Source organism: Centipeda felix (assembly GCF_900186465.1).
GTDB classification, from domain to species: Bacteria; Bacillota; Negativicutes; order Selenomonadales; family Selenomonadaceae; genus Centipeda; species Centipeda felix.
Window position 1 is genome coordinate 252,057 of sequence record NZ_LT891957.1, and the last position, 13,404, is coordinate 265,460.

General features: G+C 60.2%; 15 protein-coding genes. All 15 read right to left on the reverse strand.

All coding sequences use genetic code 11. The features are described from left to right. Positions 1 to 5 precede the first annotated feature (5 nt). The 15 genes from C1713_RS03880 to lexA all read right to left on the reverse strand — a co-directional run bounded on the left by C1713_RS03880 (position 6) and on the right by lexA (position 13,325). A complete protein-coding gene (locus C1713_RS03880; protein WP_061946666.1) occupies positions 6 to 884 on the reverse strand; it encodes a GHMP family kinase ATP-binding protein in 879 nt (292 codons plus the stop codon). Then, positions 872 to 1,642, reverse strand: a complete 771-nt coding sequence (gene cobS / locus C1713_RS03885) for an adenosylcobinamide-GDP ribazoletransferase (RefSeq protein WP_102493085.1) — start codon at positions 1,640 to 1,642, stop codon at positions 872 to 874. The genes C1713_RS03880 and cobS overlap by 13 nt, the downstream gene beginning before the upstream one ends. An 11-nt stretch (positions 1,643 to 1,653) precedes the next feature. Next, positions 1,654 to 2,610 (reverse strand): adenosylcobinamide-phosphate synthase CbiB, encoded by a 957-nt coding sequence (gene cbiB / locus C1713_RS03890; protein ID WP_102493086.1) that lies wholly within the window; start codon positions 2,608 to 2,610, stop codon positions 1,654 to 1,656. Then, the gene (locus tag C1713_RS03895; protein ID WP_102493087.1) at positions 2,607 to 4,148 is read right to left on the reverse strand and encodes a cobyric acid synthase; all 1,542 of its coding nucleotides are present in this window, start codon (positions 4,146 to 4,148) and stop codon (positions 2,607 to 2,609) included. The genes cbiB and C1713_RS03895 overlap by 4 nt, the downstream gene beginning before the upstream one ends. Continuing rightward, positions 4,149 to 4,721 carry a bifunctional adenosylcobinamide kinase/adenosylcobinamide-phosphate guanylyltransferase gene (cobU, locus tag C1713_RS03900; RefSeq protein ID WP_102493088.1) on the reverse strand — a complete coding sequence of 191 codons (573 nt, stop codon included), beginning with the start codon at positions 4,719 to 4,721 and terminating at the stop codon, positions 4,149 to 4,151. It lies immediately after the preceding gene. Further along, a complete protein-coding gene (locus C1713_RS03905) occupies positions 4,700 to 6,079 on the reverse strand; it encodes a cobyrinic acid a,c-diamide synthase CobB (RefSeq protein WP_102493089.1) in 1,380 nt (459 codons plus the stop codon). The genes cobU and C1713_RS03905 overlap by 22 nt, the downstream gene beginning before the upstream one ends. Before the next feature lie 10 nt (positions 6,080 to 6,089). After that, the gene (locus C1713_RS03910; RefSeq protein WP_006691336.1) at positions 6,090 to 6,725 is read right to left on the reverse strand and encodes a precorrin-8X methylmutase; all 636 of its coding nucleotides are present in this window, start codon (positions 6,723 to 6,725) and stop codon (positions 6,090 to 6,092) included. Between the two features lie 9 nt (positions 6,726 to 6,734). After that, positions 6,735 to 7,517, reverse strand: a complete 783-nt coding sequence (gene cobK / locus C1713_RS03915) for a precorrin-6A reductase (RefSeq protein WP_009442388.1) — start codon at positions 7,515 to 7,517, stop codon at positions 6,735 to 6,737. Further along, positions 7,514 to 8,269, reverse strand: a complete 756-nt coding sequence (gene cobJ / locus C1713_RS03920) for a precorrin-3B C(17)-methyltransferase (RefSeq protein ID WP_102493090.1) — start codon at positions 8,267 to 8,269, stop codon at positions 7,514 to 7,516. The genes cobK and cobJ overlap by 4 nt, the downstream gene beginning before the upstream one ends. After that, on the reverse strand, positions 8,257 to 9,345 hold the full coding sequence (locus C1713_RS03925) for a cobalt-precorrin 5A hydrolase (RefSeq protein WP_102493091.1): 1,089 nt from the start codon (positions 9,343 to 9,345) through the stop codon (positions 8,257 to 8,259). The genes cobJ and C1713_RS03925 overlap by 13 nt, the downstream gene beginning before the upstream one ends. After that, the gene (gene cobM / locus C1713_RS03930; protein WP_009442391.1) at positions 9,342 to 10,097 is read right to left on the reverse strand and encodes a precorrin-4 C(11)-methyltransferase; all 756 of its coding nucleotides are present in this window, start codon (positions 10,095 to 10,097) and stop codon (positions 9,342 to 9,344) included. The genes C1713_RS03925 and cobM overlap by 4 nt, the downstream gene beginning before the upstream one ends. 7 nt (positions 10,098 to 10,104) lie before the next feature. Next, a complete protein-coding gene (cbiT, locus tag C1713_RS03935) occupies positions 10,105 to 10,680 on the reverse strand; it encodes a precorrin-6Y C5,15-methyltransferase (decarboxylating) subunit CbiT (RefSeq protein ID WP_009442392.1) in 576 nt (191 codons plus the stop codon). Then, the gene (cbiE, locus tag C1713_RS03940; protein WP_245870961.1) at positions 10,677 to 11,321 is read right to left on the reverse strand and encodes a precorrin-6y C5,15-methyltransferase (decarboxylating) subunit CbiE; all 645 of its coding nucleotides are present in this window, start codon (positions 11,319 to 11,321) and stop codon (positions 10,677 to 10,679) included. Before cbiE ends, cbiT begins: the two co-directional genes overlap by 4 nt. Beyond that, positions 11,318 to 12,427 carry a cobalt-precorrin-5B (C(1))-methyltransferase CbiD gene (gene cbiD, locus C1713_RS03945; RefSeq protein WP_102493093.1) on the reverse strand — a complete coding sequence of 370 codons (1,110 nt, stop codon included), beginning with the start codon at positions 12,425 to 12,427 and terminating at the stop codon, positions 11,318 to 11,320. Before cbiD ends, cbiE begins: the two co-directional genes overlap by 4 nt. Positions 12,428 to 12,710: 283 nt before the next feature. Next, positions 12,711 to 13,325, reverse strand: coding sequence for a transcriptional repressor LexA (gene lexA, locus C1713_RS03955; protein ID WP_039980857.1), 615 nt, complete (start codon positions 13,323 to 13,325; stop codon positions 12,711 to 12,713). Between the last annotated feature and the right edge of the window lie 79 nt (positions 13,326 to 13,404).

Below are 13,404 nucleotides of genomic sequence, written 5' to 3' on the forward strand. Positions count from 1 at the left end.
GTTTTCTATGCGCGAATCTCACAGACAACGCCGCCCGAGATCAGCCGTTCTTGACGCATAAAGGCATACGTGCCGTAAAATTCCTGTGCCAGCTGATGCGTACGCGCGTCGATCGCCGCCGTCGACAGATCGGATGCCCAGAGTGCACCGACCACCGTACCGCTGTGTGCCACCAGTACACCGAGCGCGCCTCTGCTCTGCGCCGCCGTGATGAATCGTTCCAGCTCCGGTTTTTCTAGGTGCTGCTGGTTGCGCCGTGCGCTCTCGGTCGCCGCCTGTCCGAGGAGGCGCTCTTTTTCTGCCCCACTCACGGCAAATGCCTGATCGACTGTATGCAGCAGAGCGCGATAGGCGTCGTCCTGGTCGCCTGCATTGCCCTTGCTCTGATAGTAGGCGATAGTATCGACCTCACCGCCCGCATCGAAGATGGAGACGCCGAGCAGCGGAACATTATGGTACTGACCGAACAGTTCCCCCGTCGTATGACTGACGTGCGAAAGCCCCGCGAAGGCAATGCCGTCGCTCGGCTCGATGGCGATGGCGATGTCCATGATCTCGCGTCCCGTCAGTTCCCGTCCGTATGCACGCGCTGCGGCATAGGAGACCGCTGCAATATCCGCACTCGAGGATGCCATGCCCTTTCCCTGCGGGATCTCCGTCTCAAGACGGATGCCAAAGCGAAACGCCTCCTCACCGATGTGAGCGAGCGTCCGCCGCAGTGCTTCCTGCGCCTTGGTTCCCAGTGCATGTATCCCCGTAAACGCATCCGAGACCGTCGCCGTCGCATACATACTGATCGGTGCGGTGACAAGAAACGGCGTTCCCGCAAGAGAGCCCTCGATCAGCTCCCCGCAGGACGCGGGCGCTTTTGCTATAATTTCCATAATAACCCCCAAATGTTCGGATGTGTTGATGCCAGGGAAAAGGTGGCGAGAACCAGAGTCTCCGTCAATACGGTGACCGCACCATAGACATCACCTGTCACTCCGCCGAGGATATTGGTGATCGTGCGGCAGAAAAGAAGGGCAAAGAGCACGCCCAACAGCAGCGAAAGTGCCGCCAATACGCCCCACGGCAGGACAAGCACCGCCGTCGTCACAGCAGCGATGAGAACGGTGCGTCGATCTGCCATATCGGCAAAGGTCTTTCCGACACCTTCCGCACGGGCGTATGGAAAGAGCGCGATCGCAAGTACCATGGCAAGCCTGCCGATGATTGGCATGACGAAGAGCGCGGGCACAAAGAGGAGCGGATGCATATCGGAGATCAGGGCAAACTGCACGAACATGAGCATGACGAAAGAAACGACGCCAAATGCGCCCGCGCGGCTGTCCTTCATGATCTCGAGCTGACGTGCGCGCTCCCGCCCCGAGAAGATGCCGTCCGCCGTATCCATAAAACCGTCCGCATGGATGCCGCCCGTCAGGAGAATCGGCAGGATGAGGATCAGGACGCACGTCAGCGACCGCACGCCGAGGAAGTAGATGAGCACCCATGCCGCAAGCATGTAGCACAGGCCGAGCACGAGCCCGACCAGCGGGAAAAAACGCGTACTGCGCCCAAAGTCCTCCGCCGTCCACGCCGTCTGTCGGACGAAGCGGATCCGTGTGAGAAACTGAAGGCCGATCAAAAAAGAATGCATAGAACCGATCCTTAACGATAGAGCGAAAACAAATAGGCAAAGAGCAGAAAGAGAACCGTCGCCGTATACATGAGCCGTACCGCGCCCAAGATGTGTTTGGGGGCAATGTCCATGTGGGCGTCGCCCATATAAGCACGGAAGTGCTTTTGTCCAAAGTAGTAGTTGATGCCGCCGAGACGGATGTGCAGTGCGCCCGCCACAGGAGCCTCCGCATATCCGCCGTTCGGACTGGGATGCCCCGCCGCGTCGCGCCGCAGGATAAAGAGCGCGTTGCGTGCATCATAGCGCAGGAGGAAGGCCGCCATCACAAAGAGGATGCTCGTGATGCGCGCGGGAACATAGTTCAGCACATCGTCCACACGCGCCGCCATGCGCCCGAAGTAGAGATAGCGGTCATTCTTGTAGCCGAGCATGGAGTCCATTGTATTCGCTGCCCGATAGAGCACGGCGAGCGGTGCGCCGCCGAGGAGAAAGAAGAAAAGCGGCGAGATGACTCCGTCCACTGTATTCTCCGCGACGGTCTCAATCGCCGCGCGCGCAGCGTCCTCCTCGTCGAGCTCCGCCGTATCCCGCCCGACGATATAGCCGACGCGCACCCGTGCACCCACAAGGTTATCCCCGTCGAGCAGGGCATAGATTTCATGCCCCGCCTTTGCCAGTGACCGTGGAGAGATACAGAAATAGAGCAGGATGATTTCGAGGACATCTGCCCCCCATGCCACAGGCAGATGCCGCGCGGCAAGGATCAGCCCCTCCGCCGCAGCGTAGGAAATCGAGAGGACAATCAGCACCAGCAGAGTCCCCATGGCGAACTTCCTGCCGTCTCCTCCATAGGATGGATAGAGGTGCCGATCCAGCCATCCGATAAATCGCCCGAGAAAGGCGACGGGATGCAGGCGGTTCTGCGGATCCCCCGCTATCGTATCGAGAAAAAACGCCGCCATGGCGGCGATGGGCGGGGTGATCATCGTGCATCTCCTGCCGCAATGATCGCCGCCAGTTTATCCATATCGAGACTCCGCTGCACCGTCGCAGCCAGGCGGTCATAGGCGTGCTCCTTTTCCGCCCCGCAGCGGTACTGAATGGGAAGCTCCTCCATGCCGCGCCGCGCGCGCAGACGGTTGAGCACTGCCCGACGGAAATGATCGTCGTCAAAGATGCCGTGGATATACGTGCCCACGACTCCTCCGTCTGCCGAGACCGCACCGTCCAATACCGACGCTTCTGTATTGCCCGCACGGACGATACGGAACGGACGGCATACCTCCTCGGCAAATCTTGTGTCGCCCATGTGGATCTCATAGCCCCGCATCCCGTGCACAGAGATGTTCTCCCCCAAGAAGGGAAACGCCGCACAGTCCGCCGTGACCTGCCGCAGATGCTTGCGCGCGGCAAAGGTCGTCGTGAGCGGCAGATACCCCAGCCCCTCCACCGCATCATGCGCCGACTCGGTGTGGAGCGGGTCGGAGATCCTCTCCCCGAGCATCTGGTAGCCGCCGCAGATCCCAAAGAGCGGCGTCCCCGCCGTGACGCACGCACGGATGGCATCCGCGAGGCCCACCTGTCGGATATGGAGGAGATCTTCCGTCGTATTCTTCGACCCCGGCAGGAGGATGAGATCCGGATGACCCAGTTCCTCTGGCGTGCGCACGTAATAGAGCGCGACATCCGGCTCGTGCGCCAGCGCGTCGAAGTCCGTAAAGTTCGATAGTTTCGGCGTACGAACGACCGCAATGCGCAGCTGCCCATCGAAGGCGGCCGTATCGCCATAGTGCTGCTCGTCGAGGGAGACGGAGTCCTCCTCATCGATGCCGAGCGCGTCGATGTGCGGGATGACCCCAAGGACGGGCTTTCCCGTCTTTTTTTCCAAAAAGTCAAGGGCAGGCGTCAGGAGGCTCACGTCACCGCGAAACTTGTTGATGACAAGGCCCTTGACGAGCGCACGCTCCTCCGCGTCGAGCAGTTCCAGCGTCCCCACAAGGGCGGCAAGCGCACCGCCGCGGTCGATGTCGGCGATCAGGAGGACGGGCGCGCGAAGATGCTTTGCCACGCGCATATTGACGATATCGTTTGCCTTGAGATTGATCTCGGCGGGGCTGCCCGCGCCCTCGATCACGAGCAGATCATACGCGGCACGCAGGCGATCCAGCGACACCTCAACGGCCTCCCATGCCTTGAGCGAATAGCCCGTGTGGTACTCCCGAGCACTCATATTGCCGACCGGTTCACCCATGATGACAACTTGTGACTGCGCGTTCCCCGTCGGTTTGAGGAGGACAGGGTTCATATCGACTTCGGGGGCGAGTCCCGCCGCCTCCGCCTGCGCGACCTGTGCCCTTCCCATCTCCCGCCCGTCGAGCGTGACATAGGAATTCAGCGCCATGTTCTGTGCCTTAAAGGGCACGACATGCTTACCCTGCTGATGAAAAATACGGCAGAGTGCCGTCGTCAGGATGCTCTTGCCGACGTGAGAACTCGTCCCCATCAGCATGATGCTCTTCGCCATTTACACCGCCTCCGCCAGTTTTTTTAGATCAACGGGAATGCCGCAGGTGACGAGATAGACTTTTTCCGCGTGACGGGCGAGCTGCTGATTAGCAAGCCCCGCCATATCCCGATAGAGCCGCCCGAGGCGATTGGCAGGAACGATCCCGTCCCCCACCTCATTCGTGACAAAAATTGTCGTCGCATCGGCTTCCTCAGCGGCACGAATGAGCGCATGGATACGCGCCTCGACATGGCGTGCAAAGGAGTCGCGCTCCTGTTCCTCCTCCGAATACCGGAGCATATCGTTGCTGAGAAACATCGTCACACAGTCAAAGAGGATGACGCCGTGCGCCTGCCCCGCCTCCCGGATGGCGTTCTCAGAGGAAAACGGTGCCTCGTAGGTCGTCCAGTCTGCCGGACGGCGCGACTGATGCAAATCGACACGCAGCTGCATCTCTGCATCATAGATCTGCGCGGTCGCAATATAGGCGACGGCCGTGCCGCTCTCTGCGGCGCAGCGCGCCGCACAGCGTTCGGCAAACGAGGATTTGCCCGAGCGGACGCCGCCCGTTACGAGAATGATCTGCCCCATTGATGACACGCCTCCACAAAATGCTCAGCCGCACTGCGGCATCCTGCAAAGTGCAGGTGCAGATAACTGCCGAGCGTATTCCCCCGACGATGTCCTGCTGGATACTGCGCGCCGCTGCGCAGTTTCGTTAAGCGGAAAGGACGGAGCTCACTCTCTTCCGCCTCCGTCTCCTCGACGGAAAAGTGAAACTCGTGCCCGTGCAGGATAAGCCCTGCCGCACCAAGTATCGTATCCTCCGTCTGCTCCGCCTCCACGTAGCCGACCATCTGCAGGCGTTCGGTCATGCGCGCCCGCGCCGCGAACACCCCCGCCATCTCATGCTCTGCTCCCGCGAAATCCACCATCGAGCGCATGAGGTACATATAGCCGCCGCATTCGGCGTAGATGGGCATCCCCGCCTCCGACGCTGCACGTATCGCAGCGCGCATTGCCGTATTTTGCGCTAGGTCTGCGGCAAACATCTCAGGGAAGCCGCCGCCGATGATGATGCCGTCCACATCCGGCAGTGCCGCATCGTGCAGCGGGCTGAACTCCACCAGCTCCGCGCCGCATGCACGGAGTTCGTCGAGACTCGCCGCATAGTAGAAGGAAAACGCCTCATCGCGCGCAACGGCAATGCGGCACGGATGCTGCGGTGGGCGTTCTCCCCCCCCTGCTGCTGCCGAAAGGGGCGGTGCCGTCTTAGCCAGAGCCATAATGCGGTCGATGTCGAGTCCCGTCTCAACGCACGTCCCAAGGCTCTGAATCATCGCCTTTGCTTCATGCTCCTCCACGGGGGTCAGACCAAGATGCCGCTCGGGAAGAACGAAAGACGCATCGCGGCGCAGCGACCCATAGACGGGCATATCAATCCCCACCATAGCCGTGCGAACCATCGCCTCATGTGTCCCGCTGCCGAGACGGTTGAGCAGTACACCTGCGAGTTTTATGCTTGGATCGTAGCTGCGAAAGCCAAGTGCTGTCGCAGCAGCGGAAGCCCCGACGGATTTGACATCCATGACGAGGAGCACGGGCGCATCCAGAACCTTTGCGATGGCGGCGGTCGAACTGATGCCGCGCCGGCCGCCGTCGTACAGCCCCATCACACCCTCGATCACGGCAATGTCTGCGCCGCGGCACTCACGGGCAAAGATTTCCGCGAGCCGTGCTTCGGGCACAAGCCATGTATCCAGATTATGCCCCGTACGCCCGCCTGCGATGCGGTGATAGCCGAGGTCGATGTAGTCGGGGCCGACCTTAAAGGACTGTACGGAAAGGCCGCGCGCCCGCAGTGCTGCAAGCAGTCCTGCCGTCAGCGTTGTCTTTCCTGCCCCCGACTGCGTTGCCGCGATCACAATGCGCGGAATATTCCACTGCATGATGTGCTCCTCAGGGACGGGTATTGTCGATCATATACATCAGCGCATTGACTGCCGCCGCCGCAATCGGACTGCCGCCCTTCGACCCTTCGACCGTAATGTAGGGAACGATGTCGTTTGCGGCGAGCTCCGCCTTGGACTCTGCCGCACCGACAAAGCCGACGGGAATACCGACGATACAGGCAGGGCGAATCCCCTCCTCACGAACCAGGCGCAGAACCTCAAAGAGCGCCGTCGGTGCGTTGCCGATGGCGACGATGCTGCCGTCCATATCCTTGCCAAACGTACGCATGGCAACCATTGAGCGCGTAATCCCCTCCGCCTTTGCGCGTGCGGCAACATCGGGATCCGCCACCAGGCAGTGCACCGTACCGCCGAACGAGGCAAGTTTCTTCTTGTTGATGCCCGTACGCACCATCTCGACATCCGTATAGATATCGACCCCGCGTTTCAGAGCGGCAATCGCCGCGTCGATCGCCTGCGGGTGTACGCGTGTAATGGGCGCATAGCCCACATCTCCCGATGCGTGAATGAGGCGCGAGTAGAGCTTCGTCTCACGCTCGTCGAGATGCAGCTCTGCCAGATGCGGTGCGATCAGCTCCATACTGCGATTTTCAATGGTCATCGGCTCTTTGATAAAATCCATGAAGGTCTCCTATTTTCTATCGTAAATATCAGCAACAAATGTCAGAACTTCCTCCGCCGTATGGGCCAGATGCGGATAGGAAAGCACGGGGCGGTCGATCACCACGACAGGCAGACCGAGATCTTCCGCCGCCTGAAACTTCGCATCCGTCCCGCCGACAGTGCCGCTGTTCTTCGTCACAATCACGTCTGCTTCGTACTTCTCGTACATGGCACGGTTCAGCGCACGGGAAAAGGGCCCCTGCATCGCAATGATCTGCGCGGGCGTCAGCCCCAGCTCCGCGCAGAGTGCCACGACCTCCGCCGTCGGCAGAACGCGCGCTGTGAGCACGCAGTCAAACGTCGCTGCTGCATGGACGAAACGCTCCAGATTGCGGCTGCCCGTCGTCAGAAAGATATGCCGCCCCAAGCCCGCCGCGGTCTCCGCAGCCTCCTCATAGGAGTGTACGAGATGCACCTTCTCATACGAGATATCGCTCAGATCGCGCTCGTAGCGGATGTAGGGAACATCTGCCGCCGCACACGCCGCCATGGCGTTGCGCGAAACATTGACAGCGTAAGGATGCGTCGCATCGACAAAGACGCGAACGTCATGTGTCCTAAAATACGCCGCCATTTCATCCGCATTGAGCGGCGTATCATGCACCGTCAGATGCCCGCCTGCCGCACGCTGCGCCTCGAGCAGCTGCTCCCCGTAGGAACTCACAACAGATGCTGTCACGTCGTATCCCGCTTCGCAGAGACGGCGGACGACGGCACGCCCGTCCTGCGTCCCCGCTGCCGTGAAGATCACAGTCCCGGCTCCCGCTTCTGATAGCCACGCGGCGTAATCATCCACTGCCCGTTCTGCTTCGTCTTCGAGTTGCCGATGATCACAATCGAGAACATATTGATGTCCTCTTTGGTAAACGCACCGAGGGTTGAGATCACCACGTTCTCTCCCTCACGGCTCGCCGACGTCACAATGCCGACGGGCGTTTCGGGCGTGCGCTCATGCAGGAAGATCTCCTGCACGGCCTGGATCTGGCCGACGCGCTTATGGCTGCGCGGATTGTAAAGCACCGTGACGAAGTCTCCCTTCGCCGCGAGCTCTGCACGCTCCTGGATCAGCTCCCATGGCGTGAGGAGATCGGAAAGACTGATGACGGCAAAGTCGTGCATGATCGGCGCGCCAAGGAGCCCTGCCGCCGCACTCATTGCCGAGACACCCGGGATCACACCGCCGAATTCGGGACGCAGATCCTCATCCATCTTCATGAGGAGTTCGAGCACCAGCCCGGCCATACCATAGATGCCGGCATCGCCGCTTGAGATCACGACGACATTCTCCCCCGCTGCTGCTTCCTCCAGTGCCGCACGGCAGCGATCGATCTCCTGCGTCATGCCCGTATCGAGCACCTTTTTCCCTTCGACCAGATCGGCGATCAGCTGGATATAGCGGCTGTAGCCGACAACTGCCGTTGCTTCCTCAATCGTGCGATGTGCACGATAGGTCATATCATCCGTACTGCCGGGGCCAATGCCCACAACACTTATTTTTCCCATAGGAGTGCCACCGTCACTTTCCCAAATACTGTTTTTCCGAGTGCCATGCGGCCGCCTTCCGTGCCTGCTGCACAGAGTGCCGCCGCCTCACATACATTTCCGACACCGATTGTTTTCCGCACAAAATCCGATTCGGTCAGACCATAGTCCTCAATCATCTGCCGAAGCTCCTCCTGCGGGAAAAAGACAATCTCACGGCCGAGCGTCCGCGCGGCTGCGAGAAGCCCTGTCTCATTACGCTTGACCTCGGTGCTCGCAAAACAATCGATCGCGGATGGTTCCCGTCCGATCATCCCACATGCCTCCGTCAACGCGCGGAGAATCTGGGCCTCCGTTACACCGGCACGGCATCCTACGCCCGCGATCAGGCGCCGTGGAACGAGATAGAGCGTCCGCTCCTCCGCAGTGGCAGGCACATGCTCCGCCCCAACGATGACAACGCGACAGCTCGCTCCATCCGCAGGGGGAACCTCGCCGCGAAAGAGCCGTGCGCCGATCTCCTGCTCCCGCAGCTGTGCCTCATAGAAGGCGGCCTGCGGCAGATCACTGTCGATATCGTAGTGCACTTCCTCGCCTGCCATGAGCGCCGTATTCAGCACCTGTATGGCAGACTTTGGCACAGGGCGCAGGGCAAGCCGCGCAGCGACAGCATCGGGAGCGAGCACACCCGTCACATCCGTTGCCGTCGTAATGACGGGATCCGCGCCCACCGCCGCACAAAGCGTGCGCGTCAGATCATTCGCCCCGCCGACGTGGCCCGAAAGGAGACTGATGCCATGCCGCCCCTGCTCGTCAAAAACGATCACGGCGGGGTCGTACAGTTTGCTGCGGACACAGGGGGCAAGCGTACGCACGACAATCCCCGTCGCCATGACACAGACGAGTGCATCATAGCGTGAAAACGCCGTCGTAATCGCCGCGGACAGATGGGCAAAACAGGCAGTATGTCCTGCCGTTGGTGCACTGCCATTCAGCCGCTCCGGCAAATAGAGCTGCGCCTCTCCGTCAAGGGCGGCACACAGACGCGCCGCAAGCGCAGCTCCGCCGTCCGTCAAGGCAAAGACAGCAGCTCTCACTGCTTTGCATCCCGAAACATGTGCGAGAAATTGGCAGCATAGAGCCGCGACGGCTCATACACCGCATCGAGGCAGTCGCCGACCACGATCATCGCCGTGCGGTCGATCTCCTCCGCCTTCACCTGCTCCGCAATCGTCGCAAGCGTACCGCGCAGGATCTTCTGCTCCGGCCATGTTGCGCGCTGCACAATGGCGACGGGGGTCGTCGGCTCATACCCGCCCGCTGTCAGCTCTGCCGCCACCTCCTCGATCATCGTGATCGAGAGGAAAATACACATCGTCGAATGGTGTGCAGCGAGACTGCGCAGCTTCTCGCGCTCCGGCACGGGTGTGCGCCCCTCGTTGCGCGTGATGATGACCGTCTGTGAGATGCCAGGCAGGGTATACTCCTGCCGCAGCGCCGCCGCTGTCCCGAGAAAGGAACTGACGCCCGGCACAACATCATAGGAAAAGCCGCGCTTTTCCCACGCGTCCATCTGCTCTTGAATCGCCCCATAGATCGCAGGATCACCCGTATGGAGACGCACGGTCATCTTCCCTGCCGTCTCCGCACGCGCGATCACCGCAATGACCTCATCAAGCGTCATGTGCGCCGAGTTGTGGATCTCCGCCTCCTCCTTGCAGAAATCGAGGAGGGCGGGGTTCACGAGCGAGCCGGCATAGATAACGACATCCGCCTCAGCCAGATAGCGTGCGCCCTTCACCGTGATGAGCTCAGGGTCACCGGGACCCGCACCGACAATATGAATCATGTATTCCTCACTTTCTCTGTGCCGTAATGATATAAATCGGATTCAGTGCCTTTGCCATATCGTAGGGACCGACGCGTTCCAACCGACTGATCTGCACCTGTATAGCCTCGTAGGTATAGAGCTCCGCATGCGCATGGAAATAATCCAGACAGGCGGCGACCGTCTGCATCGTAATCGCATTTGTCACGATGCGTCCGCCGCTGTTCATCCGCGTTCCGATGATGTCCAGAATCTCGGGCAGACGCCGTCCGCTGCCGCCGATCAAAGCGACATCGAGATGGGGAAGCCCATCCAGCGCGGCGGGAGCCGCCCCCTCGATCACCGTGAGGTTCGGCGTGGAAAAACGTGCCGCATTCTCCTTGATGAGGGCGATTCCCTCGGGATTTTTTTCGATGGCGTAGACATGCCCCTGCGGCGCAAGACGCGCTGCCTCCACCGAGAGTGAGCCCGTCCCCGCACCGACATCATAGACGACAGCATCGGGAGCAATCTGCGCCTTGACGAGCGTGAGAGTGCGTATCTCCTCTTTTGTCATAGGCACATTACCGCGCACAAAAGCGTCATCTTTTATGCCGAGATTCATGCATCATCCTCCTTCACCGCACAGACGATAATCACGCCGTGCCCAATTCCTTCATCACGCGCCGCATCTCCCAGCGTCGTCCGAACAATGTTCTCATCCGCATAGGAAAGGCGCGTCGCTATATACATCATGTCATCTGAACGCCAGCCTGATGAGAGCAGGCGCTGCGCGATGGTCTGCGAGTTGTGCTTCCCGTCCGTCAGCATCCCGAGCACGGCATCTGCCGTACGCGCGAGCTCCTCTGCCCGCGGCTCGCGCCCGTGAAAACTGAGCAGACGCGCATCGTGCCACGGCAGGGCGAGCCGCGCAAAGGCAAATTGGAGCGAGCTGATGCCCGGGATCACAGCCATCTGCTCGGGCGGGAACGTCCGCCGCAGAGCATCCAGCATCGAGTAGTAGCCGGGATCTCCCGAGACCATGACCACCACATCATCGTCGCGGAGCGCATCCCGGATAAAGGTCAGCACCTCTGCAATATCCGCTCCGATCGCATGCGTACGTACCCCCGCAGGAGCAAGATCGGCGAGCGCGCGCCGCCCGCCGACGAGGACGCGCGCGTCATGGATCGCCGCCCGTGCCTGCGGCAGAAGATAGGCGGGGTCGCCGGGGCCGATGCCGACGACGGTGATCGTATGTCTCATGCGTTCAGTCTCCATCCGCAGGCATCGGCAAAAGCCCGCGCCTGCTCATCCACACCGAGGATCTCCCCCGCGAAATTCACCATGACGGCACCGACCTTCATTTTCCCGAAGAGATACCGCTCCGCACGGATACGCACGCGTGCGGCGATCACCGCGCAGACCCGCTCAGCGAGCCCTGCCGACGCGATCACCGCCAAGGCATCCTCCGTCGTATTCGATGCCAGTACGGCGCGCACATCCGTCTGGCTGAGCCCCTCAGCGGCAGCATACGCCGCGAGCGTCTCCAGCCGTGCGTCCGCCATGCGGTTATGTGTATGGAAAATGCCGGCGGCAATCTTCACGAGCTTGCCCGTATGACCGAGAATCAGTACACCCTTTGTACCGCGCTCGGCGGCGCGCTCCAGCATAAAGCCGATAAAGTTGCTCGTCTCAATAATCGCCTTCTGCGAAATCCCCAGAGAGAGGGCAATCCGCTGCCCGATCTTCCCGGGAACAAAGACGAGCACCTCCTCCCCCGCCGCACGTGCCACATCGATCTGTGGAACAAGGGAGTCCTTGAACGCCTCCTCCGACATGGGGCGAAGCACGCCCGTTGTACCGATCACGGAGATGCCGCCCTCTATGCCGAGCACGGGATTGAGCGTTCTCTTTGCCAGTTCTGTCCCGGCCGGGATGGCAATCGTCACCTCTGCGCCAACATCCTCCCGCCCCGTCATCTCAGTGACAACACGTCGGATGAGCGCACGCGGCCCCTGATTGATCGACGGCTCACCGACAGGAAGGCTCATCCCCGGCTTTGTCACCGTGCCGACACCCTCGCCTGCACGGAACACAATTCCGCCTGCATCATCGCACAGCCTGACCGTCGTAAAGACGGAAACGCCGTTCGTGATATCGGGATCATCGCCCGAGAACTTGACGACCTCTGCACAGATCCCGTCCTCCGTGCGTGTGACCGCCTTAACGGGAATCGTCAGCGGCGTTCCGTCCAGTGCTGTGAGGGAAATCTCATTCCACGCCTTCCCCTGCAGGAAGAGGAACGCCGCCTTGACCCCTGCCGCCGCGCATGCACCTGTCGTATATCCGCTGCGCAGTTCTGTCGCCATACATCGTCTCCGTCCAAAACAAGAAATTTAGGAAGCACTGATAAATTCGGTACAACCATCTTGACGCATCTTTTTTGCCCGCACTTCGGCGGAAAATCCTCCACAGAGCACCACTCTGCGTCCGGTTTTCCACCTCGTTCGGACGAAAAAATCTACGCCAATCTGGCAGACCTCATTTTATCAGTGATTCCTTTATCGAAGAAAAACTGATTTATTATAACACTCTGCCGACAAAATGAAAAGGGAGCACCGTGCATTTTACACAGTGCTCCCCAGTGTCCTGTCAAATATTACGATAGAGCCCAATCACCTTGCCGAGAATCTGGACATCCGTCTCGTAGAACGGCTCCATGGAATCATTCTCGGGCTGCAGGCGGATGCAGGTCTTTTCACGGAAAAAACGCTTCACTGTCGCCGACTCACCGTTGACGAGCGCCACGACGATATCGCCGTTGTTCGCTGTCGGCTGCTGACGCACGAGCACGAAATCACCGTCGAAGATGCCGACGTTGATCATGCTATCCCCCTGGATGCGGAGCATGAACACATCCTCCGCCGTCCCGAGAAGCCCGCGCGGGAAGGAGAATACATCCTCCACGTTCTGCTCGGCGAGGATCGGCTCGCCCGCCGTCACAACACCGACCAGCGGTACGGGGATCGTACGCCCCCACGGATTTTCCCCCATGATGTCGATCGCGCGCGGCTTCGTTGCATCACGGCGAATCATGCCGTTCTCCTCGAGCATCGACAGATAGCGGTGCACCGTCGAACTGGATTTCAACCCGACCGCCGTACCGATCTCACGAACCGAGGGCGGATACCCCTTCTCCACCAAGAACTCCTTGATGTAGTCCAAGATCTCCGACTGCCGCCGCGTGGATATTCTTGTCTTCTTCACCGTGATACCCCCTGACAGGTCCGCATACATACTATTATTGATATCATAGCATATATACGTTCTAAAAAAAAGGGGTAAG